This is a genomic window from Sphingomonas echinoides, from assembly GCF_029623395.1.
Taxonomy (GTDB): domain Bacteria; phylum Pseudomonadota; class Alphaproteobacteria; order Sphingomonadales; family Sphingomonadaceae; genus Sphingomonas; species Sphingomonas echinoides_A.
The window spans coordinates 159,861-177,666 of sequence record NZ_JAPYKK010000003.1; the positions used below are offsets into that span (position 1 = coordinate 159,861).

The following is a 17,806-nucleotide window of genomic DNA, read 5'->3' on the forward strand; positions in this document are numbered from 1 at the left end:
GGCACCGCCAAACCGGATATCTCTCGGGTCGGGGACTTGGGGGGATGAACGATGTGGCGGTATATCGCAGGATGTTTGGCGACGCTTGCCTTGGTCACCGCGGGCGTGTTGCTTTACAATCGCAACGCGCGCTCGGTTGCCGCTTTGCCGCTCGCAGCGTTTCAGCAAGGCGCACCGGGAAGCGAAGACGCAAGCCTGCCGGATTCTGCCCCAGCCGCAACCGAAGAGACGCGGGCGGCGAAGCGTTTCGCGCGGTATGACCAGGACGATAACGGCGCCGTTGCGCGGGAAGAGTATCTTGCGCCCCGCCGCAAGGCGTTCGCCAAGCTGGATGCCAACCATGACGGCGCGCTGTCGTTCGACGAGTGGGCCGCGAAGACCGAGGCCAAGTTCGCCCAGGCGGACGCGGACAAGTCCGGCAGCATGACCCCCGCCGAATTCGCCACGACCGCGCCGAAGCGCAAACCGCCGCGCATCCGGCGGGACTGTCTGCCAGCAAGTGCCGCCGCCGCGCCCGCCGACGACGGCTGAACGATCAGGCCACCGCCAGCCAGTCGCCGAGCGCGGTACGGGCGCGATCGGTGTACATTTTCTTCCGGTCGGCCTTCTTGGTCCGGCCGGGGATTGGCGGGAACAGGCCGAAGTTGACGTTCATCGGCTGGTAGGTATCCGCGATTGCTGCGCCGGTAATATGGTGAAGGAGCGCGCCGAGCGCGGTCGTTACCGGGGGCGGCGTCATCGCGCGTCCGCCGAGTTCGGCCACCGCGAACCGCCCCGCCATCAGCCCGACCGCAGCGCTTTCGACATAGCCTTCGCAGCCGGTAATCTGCCCGGCGAAGCGGACGTTGGGGCGCGACTTCAGCCGCAACGTCGGGTCGAGCAATTCGGGCGAGCGGATGAAGGTGTTGCGGTGCAGGCCACCCAGCCGCGCGAACTCGGCATTCTCGAGTCCCGGGATCGTGCGGAACAGGCGGACCTGTTCGGAATGCTTGAGCTTGGTCTGGAAGCCGACGATGTTCCACAGCGTCCCGCTGGCATTGTCCTGCCGCAACTGCACGACCGCATAGGGCCAGCGCCCGGTGCGCGGATCATCGAGCCCGACCGGCTTCATCGGCCCGTAGCGCAGTGTATCGACCCCACGCGATGCGGCGACTTCGATCGGCATGCAGCCTTCGAAATAGGGCGTGTTCTGCTCCCACTCCTTGAACTCGGTCTTCTCGCCTTCGATCAGACCGGTGTGGAAGGCGATGTACTGCTCTTGGTTGAGGGCGCAGTTGATGTAGTCCTTGCCTTCGCCCTTGTTCCAGCGCGACTGGAACCACGCGGTGTCCATGTCGATGCTGTCGAAATGGACGATCGGCGCGATCGCATCGAAGAACGCCAGCGAGTCGGCACCCGTCGCGGACCCGATGCTCGAGGCTAGCCCGGCTGCGGTCAGCGGGCCGGTCGCGACGATCACGGGGGTGTCCGGCAGGGTGTCGACGCGTTCCCGCACGACCGTGATGTTGGGATGCCCCTCCAGCGCGGCGGTCACGCCCGCCGAGAAACCGTCGCGATCGACCGCGAGCGCGGACCCGGCGGGGACCTTGTGAATGTCGGCTTCGCGCAAGATCAGCGACCCCAGCGTCCGCATCTCCTGATGGATCAACCCGACCGCATTGCTGTCCGCATCGTCCGAGCGGAAGCTGTTCGAGCAGACCAGTTCGGCCAGCCCGTCGGTCTGATGCGCGGGGGTCATCTCGCCGCCACGGTCCGCGGGTGCGCCGCGCATTTCCGAGAGACGGACCTTGAAGCCCGCCTCGGCGAGCTGCCATGCGGCCTCCGACCCGGCGAGGCCACCGCCGATGATGTGAATGTCCTGTGTCATGCGTGTCTCTTTGGCGATCGTGGCACACCGGTCAACCATTCCTCCGCAGGTCGGGGTGGTTGCGACCGGGTAACCCACGATACCATATGGCTATTGGCGGCACGGTTCGTCGCTCGACCGGGAACGCTTCGCATGAAAATCTTCACGATCGGCTATGAGGCTGCGACGATGGACGGGTTCCTGTCCGCGCTCACCAGGGCGGGCGTTGCGAGCGTCATCGACGTTCGCGCGTTGCCGTTGTCGCGGCGGCCCGGGTTCTCGAAAACGTCGCTGGCGGCGTCGCTTGCGACGGTCGGGATCGACTATATTCATCTGAAGGCGCTCGGCACGCCCAAGGCGGGGCGCGATGCTGCCAAGAAGGGCGACGTGGCGACGCTCGAAGCGGTTTACGCCGATCAGCTCGAACTTCCCGAGGCGCAGGTGCAGGCGGCCCGGATGCTCGAACTGGCGGCGGAGCGCCCTAGCGCGCTTCTATGCTACGAACGCGACCCCCGGCATTGCCACCGCACGCTGTTGCTGGAGGCGGAGGTAAAGGGGGCCGAGGTCGTCGACCTGTACGTCGATTAGGCGGGTAGTGGTCGGCGGTCAGCCCGCGACGGGCAGCGCCACCTTGCCATCATCGCCGCGCGTCAGCGGACCGTAGGCAATCACCGTCTCGAGCAGTAACGGCCCGCCGTACAGATGCGGGAACAGCTGACCGCCGCGCGACTCCTCCCACTTCAGCCCCGGTCCGAACGATCCAAGATCGACCGCGGCGACATGCAGATCGCTTTGTCCGGCGAAATGCTTGTCGACGGTTTCGGTCAACTGCGCGGCGGTCGACAGATGGATGTAGCCATCCGCCAGATCGACCGGCGCGCCCTCGAACGATCCGTCCGCTTCCAGCGTCGCCATCTGCTCGGCGGTCAGCACCTTGTACGCGGTGAGGGGCAGCTCGCTCATTCGCCATCCTCCGGGCCAGCCGCGCTGTCGTCGCTGGTGTTCGCGCCGTCGTCGGGTGCGAGTTCGACCTGGGTCAGGTCGCGGACGTCCGCCTCGGCGTCGCCTTCGGCTTCCTCGATCCGTGCCGCCGAGACGACATGCTCGTTCTTGCCGACATCGAACAGCCGCACGCCCGCCGAGTTCCGCCCGATCACGCGCATCGAGCCGAGCGTGGTGCGGATCACCTTCGCCTGATCGGTGACGAGCATCAGCTGGTGCCCCTTGGTCGCGGCGAAGCTGGCGACGACCGGACCGTTGCGCGGGATGTTGTCGATGTTGGTGATGCCTTGGCCGCCACGACCCGTGCGGCGATAGTCGTAGGCGGAGGACAGCTTGCCGTAACCGTTGGCGCAGACCGTCAGGATGAACTGCTCGCGCTCCATCAATTCCTGATAGCGGCCGGTGTCCATCGTCGGCTCGCCGTCGCGCTCGCCCTTCCACGGCGCGAAGCGGAGGTAATCCTCGCGCTCTTCCGGCGTCGCGCCGACGCGGTGGAGGATCGAGAGCGAGATGACCTTGTCGTCGCCCTTGAGCAGCATCCCGCGCACGCCGGTCGAGTTGCGGCTCTGGAATTCGCGCACTTCGTCGGCGGCAAAGCGGATCGCCTTGCCCGCGCGCGTAGCGAGCAGGACGTCGTCATCCCCGCTGAGCAGCGCGACGCCGATCAGCCGGTCGTCGGCATCCACGCCTTCGAACTTCATCGCGATCTTGCCCGCGGTGGGCACGTTGGTGAACGCATCCATCGAGTTGCGCCGCACGCTGCCGCCCGCAGTCGCGAACATCACGTGGAGCTTGGCCCATTCGGCCTCGTCCTCGGGCAATGCCAACACGGTCGAGATCGTCTCACCTTCGGCGAGCGGGAGCAGGTTGATCATCGGACGACCACGCGTGGCCGCGCCACCTTCCGGCAGCTTCCAGACCTTCATCCGGTAGACCTTGCCGAGCGTCGAGAAGAACAGGACCGGGGTGTGGGTGCTCGTCACGAACAGGTTCGTGATCGCGTCCTCATCCTTGGTCGCCATGCCCGCGCGGCCCTTGCCGCCGCGGGCTTGTGCACGGAACGTGTCGAGCGTGGTGCGCTTGATGTAACCCTGCATCGTCACGGTGACGACCATGTCCTCGCGCTCGATCAGATCCTCATCGTCGATGCCGTCAGCGGCAGCGGCGATTTCGGTCTTGCGTGGCGTCGCGAATTCGGCGCGGACCGCGACGAGTTCCTCGCGCATCACCGCGTACAGCTTCGCGCGGTTGCCGAGGATCTCGAGCAGTTCGGAAATCGAATCGGCGAGGCCCTGGAGCTCGTTCCCGATCTCGTCGCGGCCCAGCGCGGTGAGGCGGTGAAGGCGCAGATCGAGGATCGCGCGGACCTGCGCTTCGGACAGGCGATAGGTGTCGCCGGTGACCTCGGCTTCGACCGCCTCGACCAGCTTGATGTAGGGCGCGATCTCGGCGACCGGCCAGTCACGGCTGAGCAACGCTTCGCGCGCGGCGGCGGGGCTGGACGATCCGCGGATGATCTTGACGACTTCGTCGAGGTTGGTGACCGCGATGACGAGGCCGAGCAACAGATGTGCGCGCTCACGGGCCTTCGCCAGTTCGAACTTCGAACGCCGCGTGATCACTTCCTCGCGGAAGGTGATGAACGACGTCAGGATGTCGCGCAGGTTGAGCAGCTCGGGGCGTCCGCCGCGGATCGCAAGCATGTTGGCGGGGAAGCTCGATTGCGCAGGCGTGTGCCGCCACAATTGGTTGAGCACCACGTCCGGGGTCGCATCGCGCTTGAGATCGATGACGATGCGGACGCCTTCGCGGTTCGATTCGTCGCGAATGTCGCTGACGCCTTCGATCCGCTTTTCCTTCGCGGCATCGGCGATTTTCTCGACCAGGCCGTTCTTGCCGGTCTGGAACGGGATTGCGGTCAGGACGATCGAGCGACGGTCGCCGCGGCCTTCCTCGATGACGTAGCGCGAGCGCACGATCACCGAGCCACGCCCGGTCTCGTAGGCCGAGCGCGCACCCGCACGGCCGAGGATGATCGCGCCGGTCGGGAAATCGGGGCCGGGGACGATCTCGATCAGTTCGTCGGTGGTGACTTCGTCGCGTGCGCCGGTCGAGGCGTCGATCAGCGCGAGCGTCGCGTCGACGACTTCGCCGAGATTGTGCGGCGGGATGTTGGTCGCCATGCCGACCGCGATGCCGCCGGCGCCGTTGACGAGCAGGTTGGGGAAACGCGCCGGAAGGACTGCAGGCTCGCGCTCGGAGCCGTCATAGTTGGGGACGAAGTCGACCGTGTCCTTGTCGATGTCCTCGAGTAGCGAATTCGCGACCTTGGCGAGACGCGCCTCGGTATAGCGCATTGCCGCGGGCGGATCGGGATCCATCGAGCCGAAGTTGCCCTGACCGTCCATCAACGGCACGCGCATCGACCAGTCCTGCGTCATGCGCGCCAGGGCATCGTAGATCGAGCTGTCGCCGTGGGGGTGATATTTACCCATCGCGTCACCGACGATGCGCGCACACTTGCGATACGGCCGGTTGTAGACGAACCCGCTTTCCGACGCGGACCACAGGATGCGGCGGTGAACCGGCTTCAGGCCGTCACGAACGTCGGGTAATGCACGCGCGACGATCACGCTCATCGCATAGTCGAGATAGCTCGACTTCATCTCGTCGACGATCGAGATCGGAGCAATATCGGAAGGGTCGGCGAGTACGGTCTCGTCGGTCAATTTCTGGCGCCTTCGGCTGTGTTACGGGATTGCGACAACCCTAGCCGGTCGCGGGCGCGAACGCCACCCCCGCGCGCCATCCGAAACGATCAGAAGGGAACCTCGGCGCCTTCATAATCGAAGAGTTTTCCGGAGTCCGGCACCTTCAACCCCTCGATCGTGTCGAGCAATTGCAACGCGGCGCGCTCGGCATCGAACAGACGACCCGGCTGGACGTTGCCCTGGAACGGTTTGGACAAAGCGGTGTCTACGGTGCCGGGGTGCAGGCCGACGACGATCGCGCGGTCGTTGCGGCGCTTCTCCTCGATCGCAAGCGTGCGGATCAGCTGGTTGAGCGCCGCCTTGGACGCGCGATAGCCATACCAGCCGCCGAGCTTGTTGTCCGAGATGCTGCCGACGCGCGCCGATAGCGCCGCGAACACGCATCGTCCGCTGCGCGGCATCAGCGGCAGAAAGTGTTTCGCGACGATGGCGGGACCGATCGCGTTGATCGCGAAGGTCTTGGCAAGCCACTCGGGATCGAGCTCGCGGAGTGACTTTTCCGGGCCACGGTCGCCATCGTGCAGCACGCCGGTTGCGATGACGATCAGCGTGGGCGCCGGCCCCTTCGACACGGTCGCTGCCGCCGCTGCGATCGTCGCGTCGTCGAGCAGGTCGATATGCCGGTCGCCGTCATACGACCGTGCGAAACCGTACACCTTGTCGAACGTCGCCTCTTCCACCAGCGCGGCCTCCAGTGCCGCACCGATCCCGCCGGATGCCCCGATGATGACCGCCGAACTCATGCGCGGGTGAACCGCCAGCGATCGGGCGTGCTTTCGTCCGGATCGAACCGATAGCCGTCGCTGTCGAATCCCTGCATCGCGTCGATGTCCGTGATGCGATGTTCGCACATCCAGCGCGCCACCATGCCGCGCGCCTTCTTGGCGTGGAAGCTGACGAACCTGGGACCGTCCGGGCCGGGTTCGCGAAAATCGACGTCGATGACCCGGATGTCACCGAGCTTGCCGGACACCGCGTGGAAATACTCCTGGCTCGCGAGGTTGAGAACGACCCCGGATCCTTCGTCGGCCACCGTCTGGCGGACCGCATGTGCGATCCGGTCGTCCCACCAGTCATAGAGCGTCTTGCGCCGGGGTGCCCAGCGCGTGCCCATTTCGAGCCGGTATGGTCGCATCGCATCGAACGGGCGGAGCAGGCCGTACAGTCCGGAAAGAAGGCGAAGATGATCCTGCGCGAAATCGAGCGCGGGAGCATCGAGCGTCGCGGCCTCCAGCCCGGTGTAGACGTCGCCTGCAAACGCGAACAGCGCCGGGCGTTCGGGCGATTCGGGAAAGCTCGCAAAGCGATCGGCGTTGAGTTTCGCGAGCTTGGGCGAGATGCTCATCAATTCGGCCAGCCGTTTCTGCGACAGATGCGATGCCGCTTTCGCAAGCGTCGTGGCTTCGGCTTCGAACTGGGGACGGGTCGGATCGATCGGCGGCAGCGCGCTGTCGTAATCGAGCGTCTTGGCGGGGGAGAGCAGGGCAATCATGGTCCGCCGCGGTAGCCGTGCGGCGCTTGCGCGTCAAAGTGTTGCCACGGCCGGAAGACGGGAACTCGCGGCGGTTCAAGCGTTGTTCAGCACGGTCGCGACAATCGGTGTCGCTTGACGGTGTTACCCGTGACGCTAGAGCGGCTTGGCATTTCCCCCGCAAGGTCGCCCGTTCGAGGCATGAGGAGAGTTCGGCAATGAAGAAGATTTCGAAAATGGCACTGGCCGGGGCGCTTGTCGTCTCGATCAACGGTGCTGCGTTGGTCTCCCCGGCGTTCGCGAAGAAGAAGGAAGAAGCTTCCAACGCGCCCACGATCTCCAAGGAAGTTCGCGACAACTTCATCGCGGCAAAGGCTGCGCTGGACGCAACCCCCAAGGATCTTCCCAAGGCTGAAGCCAGCATCACCGCGCTGGATGCCGCAGCAAAGTCGGATTACGAAAAGTACATCGCAACCAGCCTGCGTCTTGCCCTGGTCAGCGCGCAGAGCGCCAGCCAGACCGACGCACAGCGCGCCGCTGCGCTTGCCCCGCTGCTCGACGCGCTGATCGCCAACCCGGCGACCCCGAAGAACGAAGTCGCGATCCGCACCAACGAGCGCGCCGGCTTGTACTTCACGCAGAAGCAGTATGCCCAGGCCGCCGCCGGGTATCAGAAGGCAAAGGACCTCGGGTACACCGATTCCGATCTGCTGCTGAACATGGCGCGTTCCAAGGTCGAAGCCGGCGACGTCGAGGGTGGCGTTGCGGCGCTCGATCAGGCGGTCAAGGTTGAGGAAGCCGCTGGTCGCGTGCCGCCTGAGGCGTGGTACAAGTACGCGTTCACGCGCCTGTACAAGGCTGGCAAGGATGAGGCTGGCGACGCATGGACCGCTGGTTGGCTGTCGCATTACGGCACCAAGCAGAACTGGCGCGCAGCAATCTACACGTTCGGCTTCCAGGGTCCGAACGCTGCCAAGTACAGCAAGAACCGCGTCGATCTGTTCCGCCTGATGTGGGCGACGAAGAGCCAAGCTGGCCAGACCGAATATCTGCAATATGCCGATTCGGCGCTGAAGGTCGGTTTGCCGAACGAAGCCAAGGTCGTTCTCGACGAAGGCATGGCGTCGAACGCCGTTCCGGCCACGAACGTCCTCGGCAAGGAACTGGCCGGTCTTGCAAAGACCGGTATCGCGGGCAGCACGCCGGCAGCGACCAAGGAAAAGAACGCACAGGCCGCCGCAAAGGGTGATCTGGCCGGGCAGGCGGGCGACGCCTATTTCGGCTCGCGCAACTATACCAAGGCCGTCGAGATGTACCGTCTCGCCGAGAGCAAGGGCCCGACCGACGCGGACCGCAACAGCCTGCACCTCGGTATGGCGCTGGCGCTGTCTGGCGACAAGGAAGGCGCGAAGGCCGCGCTCGCCAAGGTTGCGAGCGAGCCGAACAAGTCGATCGCGCGTCTGTGGCAGACCTATGTCGCGGCACCGCCCGCCGCGTAACGTATCCAGCAGGCATAAAAAAAGGGCGGTCCGATCGGGCCGCCCTTTTTGTTTGTGGCGCTCAGGCGCTGCGGATCGGGATCCCGGGGAGCGACTTTGCGGTCCTGATCGTCAGCGATGTCTTGACGCTGGCGACGTTCGGCGCGGGGGTCAGCTGCGTCATCAGGATGTCCTGGAACCCCTTGAGATCGCTGGCGACGATCTTCAGAATGAAATCGATCTCGCCGTTCAGCATGTGGCATTCCCGGACTTCCGGGATGGTGGCGACGTGCTGTTCGAACGCGGCGAGATCCTGCTCGGCCTGGCTGCGCAAGCTGACCATGGCGAAAACCGTGATCGGATATCCGAGAGTTGCGGGGTCGATTTCCGCGTGATAGCCGAGGATGGCACCGGCTTCCTCGAGCGCACGGACACGCCGCAGGCAGGGCGGGGCGGTCAACCCGACCTTTTCCGCCAGATCGACGTTGGTCATGCGCCCGTCATCCTGGAGCAATTCCAGGATACGCCGGTCGATGGAATCAAAGGACATTACGTAAAGCTCCTGAGCAAAGCGCCGATCGCGTCGCATGGATGGCGCGCGATATAATATAATTGCGGCAGAACGCAATTGTCCCACATTGCTACGACGCAAAATCTTCGGTTCCGAAAGCGTTTGCGTCCGGGTAGAACCCAGGCGACGCTCGACCGTACTGACACCCCTGAGGATTGCCGCTTTTGCGTTTCGACGACAGCCTTGAAACCGTTCTGTCCGGCGACATGTCGTCCCCGATCGGAGCGCAGCTCGCCTGGCGGCAATTGGTCGATCTGGTCGGGCGGGGCCGGGTCGAGGCCAGCGACCGCGTGATCGAGCGGTTGCGGTCTATCCGCGCCGCCGTCCCGCCTCCGGTACGGACCGCGAGTGCGCGGGCGGTGGCAGACGCTTCTCCGCCGCTGTCCCTCGTCATTCTGTTTGCGGAGGACGAAATCGCGGTCGCCGCGCCGGTGTTACGGGTCGTGCAGTTGATCCCCGCTGACTGGGCCGAACTGCTGCCGCTGCTGTCCCCGACGGGCCGTTCGATCGTCCGGCATCGGCGCGATTTGCCGTGCGAAGTGATTGCGATGCTAGCAAGCTTCGGTAGCGTCGATTTCGTGCTGGCGTCCCCGGAGTCCGCGCCCGGTTCCTACGTCGATTCTGCTATTGCGACCCCGCGCGATCCGGACCCGCAGGCGTCCGAGCTCGACGATCCTGCGCCGGTCGAAGCGGAGGTTGCGGCGGAGGTTGCGGCGGAGGAGCGTGCACCGAGTGCCGCCCCCAACGGCGCCTCCGAAATTGCGGATATGCTCAAGCGGATCGCCGCGTTCCAGCGCGCCCGTGCGTCGTCTTCGCGGGATTCCGCCCCCGCGAACGACCCTGCCGTCGATTCCAGCGAGGAACGCTTCACCTTCGAAACCGATTCGGCGGGCGTGATCCGCTGGGTCGAAGGCGTATCGCGCACGACGATGATCGGCTTCACGCTTGCACAGGTCGCGAGCGAAGGACTGTCCGGTGTCGATGCTGCGGTTGCAGAGGCGTTCAAGGAGCGGTCGGCATTTGCCGATCTCGGTCTCTTCGTCGCGGGACAGTCCGATGCTGCGGGCGCCTGGCGGCTCAGCGCGGTCCCGCTGTTCGATCGCGCGACGGGGCGGTTCAACGGTTACCGGGGGAATGCCTGTCGCCCGCACCCCGCGCGGGTTGCCGATGGCAACCCCGCGCGGGTTGCCGATGGCACCATGCCCAATGCCGCCGCCATCGCGGATGCCCTGCGCCAGCTCGTGCACGAATTGCGGACGCCGACCAATGCGATCGCCGGTTTCGCCGAGATGATCGAGACCGAAATGCTCGGTCCGGTGCCCGATGTGTACCGCGGGGAGGCGACAGAGATTCGCAACCAGACCGCGGATCTGCTCGTCGCGATCGAGGATATGGACGCCGCCGCGCGGATCGAAGCCGACGCTGCGCAGCCACGGTCGGATGGATTGTCGATCGCCGATATGCTCGATCGGATCGCGACCGACCTTGCACCGCTCGCGACGCTGCGCGGCGCGACGATCGCGCTTCATGGTCTGGACGAAACCCTGCGCATCCATGGCGACGGCCGTGCGATCGAGCGGTTGATTGCGCGGTTGCTCGCGACCCTGGTCGCCGCGACGAATGCGCGCGAGCAGATCGGCGTGGTCGTGTCGCGCAAGACCCCGTCGCGGATCTGCCTGGTGTTCGATCGTCCGCGCGATCTGGCAAGTCCTGCCGACGAACCCGATTGGGACAACGATACACGCTCGCTTGGGACTGGCTTTGCGCTGCGACTGACCGGAAAGCTCGCGTCCGAGCTGGGCGGCACGCTCGACATCGACCGGACCGTCTTGACTTTGGAGCTGCCCATCGGAGACTTTGGACGGATGGAGCAGGTTCTCAGCAACTGACCGTGGTCGATCCGGCTTCATCGCACGGCTATCGGCCATCTCCACCAGCGCAAGCGGACCGGATTGTCTGGCCTCCGTCTTTCGGGACACGCTTCATCGTCTTCGTCGACACCGAAGAGGAGTTCGACTGGAACGCGCCCTTGCGGCGGACCGGCTATGGTGTTTCGGCGATCGATGCGCTGCCGGCGTCGCATCGCCGTTTTGCAGAGCGCGATGTGCCGCTGACGCTGCTGGTCGACTATCCGATCGCGACCGATCCCCGGGCGATCGCCTGCGTCCAGGAGGTTCTCGCAGACCCCCGCTGCACGGTCGGCGCGCATCTCCATCCGTGGGTCAATCCGCCGTCCGATGAAATGGTCTCGGCGTATACCAGCTACGCCGGCAATCTCCCGCAGGAGACCGAGGCGGCGAAGCTGGACGTGTTGACCGACGCGATCGAAGCCGCCTTTGCAATCCGCCCGCGGTCGTATCGGGCGGGCCGCTATGGGATCGGGCCTGCGACGCTCGGACTGCTCGCATCGCGTGGGTATCTGGTCGATAGCTCGATGCGGTCGCGCTACTGTTATGCCGCCGACGGGGGGCCCGATTTCGGGGCGATCGACAATAATGCTTTTTGTACGGGTCCTGGCGGCGCGGTGATCGAGCTTCCGCTGACGACGACGCATATCGGTCTGTTTCGTCGTGGCGGGGAAGGACTGTATCGGGGGCTCCAGCGTGTCCCGCGCGGGCGCGGGATTTTTTCCCGGTTGGGCCTGCTCTCGCGAATCGCGCTGACGCCGGAAGACATGCCGGTCGAAGCGGCGCTCGAGGCGATTGCGGTCGTGCTGGGCGAGGGGCTCCGCTTGCTCAGCTTTGCCTTTCATTCTCCGTCGCTCAAGCCGGGGCATACGCCCTACGTCCGCGACGCGGAGGATTTGGCGCGATTTCACCACTGGTGGGACCGGATCCTCGAAGACTTGCAGCGGCGCGGCGTGGCGGCGGCATCGCTCGACGAGGTGATTGCGGCAGCGGGCTTGCCAGCGGCGCCCGGTGGACGCTAACGAACGGTTCGGGGGGCCTGTAGCTCAACTGGTTAGAGCTGGCCGCTCATAACGGCTAGGTTGCGGGTTCAAGTCCTGCCGGGCCCACCATTCTTTACTTGCCAACCGCCACCGCGCACGGCAAAGGCACCGGCACGCGACGCCCTGGTGTCGCAGTCCGGGAATGCCGGGCCAAGCGAACCCTTTTCGCTTCGCCCGAACGGGATCGGGGAGTGGCGCAGTCCGGTAGCGCGCCTGCTTTGGGAGCAGGATGTCGCAGGTTCGAATCCTGTCTCCCCGACCATCCTTTTCACCATCTATCCGCGGCTTCTGGACGGTTTTCCGCCGTTGCGGTTGCTCAGCTGTTGGCGACGATCTGCGCCGTGGGCGTCGGTGCAAGCAGGCGCCATGGTGCCGGTCGGCCGAAGCGATAACCCTGGACGAAGCGACAGCCCAGTTCGATCAGGATGTTCATCTGCGCCTCGTTCTCGACGCCCTCTGCGACGACCGTCTTTCCCAAACCGTGCGCAAGCCCGATGATCGCGCGAACAATCTCCTCGGCATTGTCGGATTCGTGCTCCAGCGCGGCGATGAACGACCGGTCGATCTTGAGCGTATCCACCGGGACTTGTCGCAAATGGCTGAGCGAGGCGTAGCCCGTTCCGAAGTCGTCCAGCGCGATCCGGACACCGGCATCGTGCAGCGTGTGCAGCGTACCGATCACCCCGTCGGCCGCGCGGCCCAGCATCACGCCTTCGGTCACTTCGACACACAAAGCGGCCGGCGAAACCTGGAAATGCTCGAGCCGGGCCAGAACGCGTTTCGCCGCAACCGGACCGGACAATTGCGCCGACGTGAAGTTGACGCACAGATACGGGATCTCCATCGGATTGTCGCGAAGGAGCCCGAGTGCGATGTCGAGGACATGGTCCTGTACGCGCGGGCCGATCCGTTCCTCGACCAGGATATCGCCGAACTGGCTCGGGATGAGCAAACCATGTTTGGGGTGCTGCCAGCGTAACAGGCCTTCATATCCAACGACGCGATCTTCCTGCAGGTCGACCAGCGGCTGAAGATACAGGCGGAACTCATCGCGTTGCATGGCGAGTTCGGCTTCCTGCGCAAACGCCGTGCTGACTTCGAGCAACGTGCGCAGCGCGGCGTCGTAGCGGTGGTGGCGGCTTCGGCCCAAGCGCTTGGCCTGGTACAGCGCAAGGTCGGCGTTGCGATACAGCAGGTCGGGCTCGCGCCCGTCGACCGGACAGCGTGCCGAGCCGATGCTGAGCGACAGCGCCCGCTGCTCGGTGCCATGATGCCAGATCGCGCCCTGCAACTGCATCAGGTCCGCCTCGACGAGCGCCGACCGGTCGTCGGCATCCGCGGCGACGATTGCGAATTCGTCCCCGCCGAGCCTGACCGGGATGGCGCCATGCGTTTCCGTAAGCGCAGCGAGGCGCGATGCGATGTGGCACAGCATCGCGTCGCCGACCGCATGACCGTGTCGGTCGTTCACGTCCTTCAAATGATCGATATCGATCAGGAACAGCGTGAACGGTGCGTCGCGCCGGGTGGCCACGTGGGTTTGCAACGCACTCTGGAACGCCGCTCGGTTGCCAAGGCCGGTCAATGGATCGGTCAGCGCGGCACTTCGCAGTTTCTCGGCCTCGATCAGCCCCCATTCGCGGCTTTGTCGCGCGAGCTCGAGCTCGTTGCACAAGGCGCGGAAGCGGTCCGACGTCGCAAGCGACAGGATGATGGCCTCGAACGCCAGCGCGGCGAACATCGCGATGTCGAGCGTATCGCCCTGCGGGAACATGCCGAGGTTGCGCAACACGCGCGCGGCAAAAATCGCGATGACCGGGCCCCAGCCGATGACATAGAACCAGACGACGCGGCTACCGCGCCGGATGGCGTACGCGATGCCCAGGAATGCCATGATCGCGCTGGCCATGACCGACAGGTTGAGCAAGCGATCCATCAGGATCGGGTGAAACACCGCGCCGTCGGTCGCAGCGAGCAATCCGAAAAGCAGCCCGATCCCGGCGAGCCCCCGGCCTGATCGATGCAACCACCGCGGTAGCAACCGGTCTTCGACGAGCGAAAGGAAGAACATGCCGCCGGCGGCGACGAGCAACCCGACCAGAATATAGTCGAGCGTGACCGCGCTCGGGCCGACCAGCCCGGGAATGAGGAGTCCCGCAACGTTCGACCAGGTCAAGCCATACGCCAGCGCGATCGCGATCCACGCAAGATACCATCGCTGGAACGGAAAGCGCCGACCCCGGTCGATCATCACGTTGTACGCGAATGCAGACAGCAATGTGCCGGAAAACAGTCCCATCAGGATCAACCAGCGATCGTGCGACTGCGCTGCTTCTTCGCGTGTCGCGGCGGTTACGGACCGGACCAGCGCCAGATCGTCGATTTTCTCAAACCCCAGGTAGACGGCACGGATCTCGTTCCCCCGGGGTTCGACCGGGAACCTCAGCACGCCACCCGGCGCACCGATACCGTGCATCTCGGTCCACCGTCGGTCCAGGCGGGTCACCGTTCCGTCGTGCTTGATCGTGATGAGGGCGACGCGTTCGAACCGCGTCTGGTCGACGATCAGGCGCCATTCCCGCGGCAGACGGCCGATCGCGGGTGCATCGAGCCGAAGCCACGTCCACCGACGGGTGTCGGGGCGAACGCTCCTATCGCAGGTGTAGCGAAGACGCTCCACCTCCGCAGTGGAGGGGAGGGCTGTGTCGGTAACGGCGAAACACGTGCTCTGCAGCAACGGAACGGCCGCAAGAGCAGGGCATTCCGGCGTCAGTATCGCAACGCATAGCGCGAAAATGCGAATAACCTTGCCGAACACTTCGCCCCCCTACGAACAATCCATCGACCGCTGCCATATCGGAGTGTGCGTCTGGTTAACGGCACCCCTTTTGCAAATTTGGTTTTAGCGAATTTCCCACGAAACCTGACGATGCCACCCACCGTCAGGATGAGCAACTCGTCCCCAGAAGACAAGCGTTCATGATCAATGACATGTTTCGCAAAGTTGGAACAGTTGGCGGCGCGTTCGCAATCGGCGAGCGTGGATGTTACCCGACCGACCTACAATCCCGATGCGCGTTTTAACGGCGTTGCTCTACACCAGTACGCACAAAAGTCGTGGCCCGCTCAAGGAAGCGCGCTGGAACCGGACCGATCGTTGGACCGAGATGATGAGGTCACTGGGGCCGGCAACGGGGATCGAAGGATCGTCCATCCGTCCGGAAGATAGTCGGCGGACATGTAGAAATAGAAAGCGCATGATCCGTCAGGACGGTAGCTTGCGCCTTTGAGGATCCCGAGCGCGGTCGTGCCGGTGAACACCGGGGCGCCGCTATCGCCACCCTTGCAGGTCGGTCCGGAAACGGCGACCCACGTTGGCAAGCACGCACCGCCGCACAGGTCGCCCGCGGGGGCGAAATCCGTAAACTGGACGACCGCGCAACTATACCCGGTCCGCTCGCCGCGATGGCACACGAAATCCCCTGCGCGCGTGCCGGCGCGGCTGCGCTGGCCGGTGACCGGACGGACGCGCGTCTTGGCGGTGTCGGCAAAGAAGGTCGGTGCCAGGGGTTCGGGGGACAGGTTGATCTGGACGTCGCGGTACCCCCAGCCCCATTGTGCGACGAACGGCAGAGGCACCAGCGCACCGGCGCGGTCGCGGTAGCTCAATTCGTCGACACAATGCGCCGCCGTCGCGATTGCCGAGCGTGTACCGTCGGTCACCGCAAACCCTGTGGTGCAGAGATACCGTTTGCCGTCCCCCGGATTGACGCCCTCGACCCGGGCGCCGCCTTCGACCGCGAGATTGACGTCGACATGGTCGACCGCACGAACCTGGACCGGGACACCCGCGATTGCTTCGATCCTCTGCCGGATCGCTTCGGTTCCGTCGCGCGCGTCGCGGTTGCCGATCGTCAGGACCAGTTCGCCGGTGCGCGGGTCGAGCCCCATTCCGGGCGGGGTGCGCAACGCCGCGCGGATCGCGGCCTGGTGATTGGTCATCGCCCAGATCACTTGGTCACGCGTCACGGGTGCGCCGGTGCGGAAGATGATCGGAACCGAAGAAACGCCGACGGTGACGCGGCGTTCGGCGACCGGTTCTGTCCCGGTGAGATAGACGGAGATCCGATACGTCGGGCTATGGTCTATCGCGATCCCGGCGAGCCGGTCTCGATACCGGTCGGCAATCGCGTCGGTCGCTGCGACGCTCGCTTCCTGCAGGATCAGACGCCGACGCGCTTCCTCGATCGAGACCGCAAAGTGCCGGGCATATTCCCGCGCATCGTCGGTGAGGGCCTGGTCGGTCGTTTCGAGGATCGGCGCGGGGAGAGCCGTTGCGTCGACGGGCGCGGTCCGCACCGGATCGACCGGGAGGATCCGGACGATCGGTGGTGGTGCGGGGGGTGCCAGCGTTTGCGCCATCGCGGGCGAAACCTGGAGAAGAAGTAACGCTCCGACGAGCTGGACGATACGCACGAGACGATCGTACCAGCTTCGCCGGAGCAGCGCGAGGCCGCTTAGTGCGTCCAGGCATCGAACGGGAGGTCGAGCGCCTCGGCGACGGCCTCATGCCGGATCTTGCCGTTGGACACGTTCAGTCCGTTGGCGAGGTGGGGATCCGCCGCCATCGCCGCTTCCGCGCCAAGCCCCGCGAGCTTCAGGACGAAGGGCAGCGTCGCATTGTTGAGCGCGAATGCCGACGTGCGGGCCACTGCGCCCGGCATGTTGGCGACGCAGTAATGGATCACGCCGTCGACTTCGAACACCGGATCCTCGTGCGTGGTGGCATGGCTCGTCTCGAAGCAGCCGCCCTGATCGATCGCGATGTCGACCAGGACCGAGCCGCGCTTCATCGTCTTGAGCATGTCGCGCGTGACGAGCTTGGGCGCTGCGGCGCCGGGCACGAGCACCGCGCCGATGACCAGATGTGCGTTCTTCACCGCCGCTGCGATCGCGGCTTTGCTGGCGTAGGCCGTCTTGATCTGGCTGCCGAAGAACATGTCGAGCTCGGCAAGACGCGCGTTCGAGATGTCGTAGATCGTAACGTCGGCGCGCATGCCGACCGCCATCTGCGCCGCGTTGACGCCGGACACGCCCCCGCCGAGGATCGCGACGCGCGCCGGGGCAACGCCGGGAACGCCGCCGAGCAGGACGCCGCGACCGCCCTGTTCCTTCTCGAGATAATGCGCGCCGACCTGGATCGACATGCGGCCGGCGACTTCGCTCATCGGCTTGAGCAGCGGAAGCGAGCGGTCGTGCGCGGTCACCGTTTCGTACGCGATGCAGGTCGCGCCCGACGCCATCAGCCCTTCGGCCTGCGGTTTGTCGGCGGCGAGGTGCAGGTAGGTGAACAGCAGATGGCGGCTTTCGAGCAACGCGATCTCGCTGGCTTGGGGCTCCTTGACCTTCACGATCATGTCGCTCTGCGCGAACACGCTGGCGGCATCCGGCAGGATCGACGCACCCGCCGCGACATAGTCCGCATCCTCGAAATCGATGCCGAGGCCAGCGCCGGTCTGGACCGCGACGCTATGACCCGCGGCAACGAGCTCGGCCACCGACGGCGGCGTGAGGCCAACGCGGTATTCGTGGTTCTTGATTTCCTTGGGGACACCGACGCGCATGAAACTCTCCATTTTCGTTGGCGGCAGAATACACCAGCCGAGCCGGAAAGTGCTTGCAAAGTCCGCGCGCGTCGGCCCTCCAACAGGACGATA

At 65.2% G+C, this 17,806-nt stretch carries 14 protein-coding genes and 2 tRNA genes; 7 read left to right on the top strand and 9 right to left on the bottom strand.

The annotated features are described in order from the left end of the window. Positions 1–51 precede the first annotated feature (51 nt). The gene (locus QBJ92_RS03485) at positions 52–531 is read left to right on the top strand and encodes an EF-hand domain-containing protein (protein WP_277968292.1); all 480 of its coding nucleotides are present in this window, start codon (positions 52–54) and stop codon (positions 529–531) included. A 4-nt stretch (positions 532–535) separates the two neighbouring features. Here QBJ92_RS03485 and trmFO read toward each other — a convergent pair whose 3' ends face one another. Further along, the gene (gene trmFO / locus QBJ92_RS03490; RefSeq protein ID WP_277968293.1) at positions 536–1,867 is read right to left on the bottom strand and encodes a methylenetetrahydrofolate--tRNA-(uracil(54)-C(5))-methyltransferase (FADH(2)-oxidizing) TrmFO; all 1,332 of its coding nucleotides are present in this window, start codon (positions 1,865–1,867) and stop codon (positions 536–538) included. Positions 1,868–1,999: 132 nt separating this feature from the next. On the opposite strand from trmFO, the gene QBJ92_RS03495 reads away from it, so the two are divergent. Continuing rightward, positions 2,000–2,434 (top strand): DUF488 domain-containing protein, encoded by a 435-nt coding sequence (locus QBJ92_RS03495; protein ID WP_277968294.1) that lies wholly within the window; start codon positions 2,000–2,002, stop codon positions 2,432–2,434. 18 nt (positions 2,435–2,452) lie between these two features. On the opposite strand, the gene QBJ92_RS03500 is transcribed toward QBJ92_RS03495, so the two are convergent. The 4 genes from QBJ92_RS03500 to yaaA all read right to left on the bottom strand — a co-directional run bounded on the left by QBJ92_RS03500 (position 2,453) and on the right by yaaA (position 7,111). Continuing rightward, a complete protein-coding gene (locus QBJ92_RS03500) occupies positions 2,453–2,809 on the bottom strand; it encodes a DUF952 domain-containing protein (RefSeq protein WP_277968295.1) in 357 nt (118 codons plus the stop codon). Further along, complete coding sequence (gyrA, locus tag QBJ92_RS03505; RefSeq protein ID WP_277968296.1) at positions 2,806–5,577, bottom strand: DNA gyrase subunit A; 2,772 nt, start codon at positions 5,575–5,577, stop codon at positions 2,806–2,808. The genes QBJ92_RS03500 and gyrA overlap by 4 nt, the downstream gene beginning before the upstream one ends. 89 nt (positions 5,578–5,666) lie before the next feature. Next, positions 5,667–6,362 carry an SDR family NAD(P)-dependent oxidoreductase gene (locus QBJ92_RS03510; protein ID WP_277968297.1) on the bottom strand — a complete coding sequence of 232 codons (696 nt, stop codon included), beginning with the start codon at positions 6,360–6,362 and terminating at the stop codon, positions 5,667–5,669. Then, positions 6,359–7,111 carry a peroxide stress protein YaaA gene (yaaA, locus tag QBJ92_RS03515; protein ID WP_277968298.1) on the bottom strand — a complete coding sequence of 251 codons (753 nt, stop codon included), beginning with the start codon at positions 7,109–7,111 and terminating at the stop codon, positions 6,359–6,361. The genes QBJ92_RS03510 and yaaA overlap by 4 nt, the downstream gene beginning before the upstream one ends. 197 nt (positions 7,112–7,308) lie before the next feature. Between yaaA and QBJ92_RS03520 the strand changes: the two genes are divergently transcribed. Then, positions 7,309–8,589: a tetratricopeptide repeat protein gene (locus QBJ92_RS03520; protein WP_277968299.1), complete on the top strand. Its 1,281-nt coding sequence runs from the start codon at positions 7,309–7,311 to the stop codon at positions 8,587–8,589. 61 nt (positions 8,590–8,650) lie between these two features. Here QBJ92_RS03520 and QBJ92_RS03525 read toward each other — a convergent pair whose 3' ends face one another. After that, entirely contained in the window at positions 8,651–9,118 is a 468-nt protein-coding gene (locus QBJ92_RS03525) for an Lrp/AsnC family transcriptional regulator (RefSeq protein ID WP_277968300.1), read from the bottom strand. 185 nt (positions 9,119–9,303) lie between these two features. Here QBJ92_RS03525 and QBJ92_RS03530 point away from each other — a divergent pair, with 185 nt between their 5' ends. The 4 genes from QBJ92_RS03530 to QBJ92_RS03545 all read left to right on the top strand — a co-directional run bounded on the left by QBJ92_RS03530 (position 9,304) and on the right by QBJ92_RS03545 (position 12,351). After that, positions 9,304–11,028 (top strand): sensor histidine kinase, encoded by a 1,725-nt coding sequence (locus QBJ92_RS03530; protein WP_277968301.1) that lies wholly within the window; start codon positions 9,304–9,306, stop codon positions 11,026–11,028. Between the two features lie 2 nt (positions 11,029–11,030). Further along, positions 11,031–12,068, top strand: coding sequence for a polysaccharide deacetylase family protein (locus tag QBJ92_RS03535; RefSeq protein WP_277968302.1), 1,038 nt, complete (start codon positions 11,031–11,033; stop codon positions 12,066–12,068). A gap of 13 nt (positions 12,069–12,081) precedes the next feature. After that, positions 12,082–12,158: transfer RNA gene (locus QBJ92_RS03540), tRNA-Ile, on the top strand. A gap of 116 nt (positions 12,159–12,274) precedes the next feature. Beyond that, a tRNA-Pro gene (locus QBJ92_RS03545) sits at positions 12,275–12,351 on the top strand. 54 nt (positions 12,352–12,405) lie between these two features. Here the strand turns inward: QBJ92_RS03545 and QBJ92_RS03550 are convergent. From QBJ92_RS03550 to ald, 3 genes are all read right to left on the bottom strand, one after another. After that, positions 12,406–14,907, bottom strand: a complete 2,502-nt coding sequence (locus QBJ92_RS03550; RefSeq protein WP_277968303.1) for a putative bifunctional diguanylate cyclase/phosphodiesterase — start codon at positions 14,905–14,907, stop codon at positions 12,406–12,408. 308 nt (positions 14,908–15,215) lie between these two features. Further along, a complete protein-coding gene (locus QBJ92_RS03555; protein ID WP_277968304.1) occupies positions 15,216–16,565 on the bottom strand; it encodes a hypothetical protein in 1,350 nt (449 codons plus the stop codon). Positions 16,566–16,606: 41 nt separating this feature from the next. Further along, positions 16,607–17,713, bottom strand: coding sequence for an alanine dehydrogenase (gene ald, locus QBJ92_RS03560; protein WP_277968305.1), 1,107 nt, complete (start codon positions 17,711–17,713; stop codon positions 16,607–16,609). Positions 17,714–17,806 lie beyond the last annotated feature (93 nt).

Excerpts from the sequence above, each read along its gene's own strand:
- QBJ92_RS03485 (WP_277968292.1), top strand. The coding sequence starts at position 52 with ATGTGGCGGTATATCGCAGGATGTTTGGCGACGCTTGCCTTGGTCACC.
- trmFO (WP_277968293.1), bottom strand. The coding sequence starts at position 1,867 with ATGACACAGGACATTCACATCATCGGCGGTGGCCTCGCCGGGTCGGAG.
- QBJ92_RS03495 (WP_277968294.1), top strand. The coding sequence starts at position 2,000 with ATGAAAATCTTCACGATCGGCTATGAGGCTGCGACGATGGACGGGTTC.
- QBJ92_RS03500 (WP_277968295.1), bottom strand. The coding sequence starts at position 2,809 with ATGAGCGAGCTGCCCCTCACCGCGTACAAGGTGCTGACCGCCGAGCAG.
- QBJ92_RS03510 (WP_277968297.1), bottom strand. The coding sequence starts at position 6,362 with ATGAGTTCGGCGGTCATCATCGGGGCATCCGGCGGGATCGGTGCGGCA.
- yaaA (WP_277968298.1), bottom strand. The coding sequence starts at position 7,111 with ATGATTGCCCTGCTCTCCCCCGCCAAGACGCTCGATTACGACAGCGCG.
- QBJ92_RS03520 (WP_277968299.1), top strand. The coding sequence starts at position 7,309 with ATGAAGAAGATTTCGAAAATGGCACTGGCCGGGGCGCTTGTCGTCTCG.
- QBJ92_RS03525 (WP_277968300.1), bottom strand. The coding sequence starts at position 9,118 with ATGTCCTTTGATTCCATCGACCGGCGTATCCTGGAATTGCTCCAGGAT.
- ald (WP_277968305.1), bottom strand. The coding sequence starts at position 17,713 with ATGCGCGTCGGTGTCCCCAAGGAAATCAAGAACCACGAATACCGCGTT.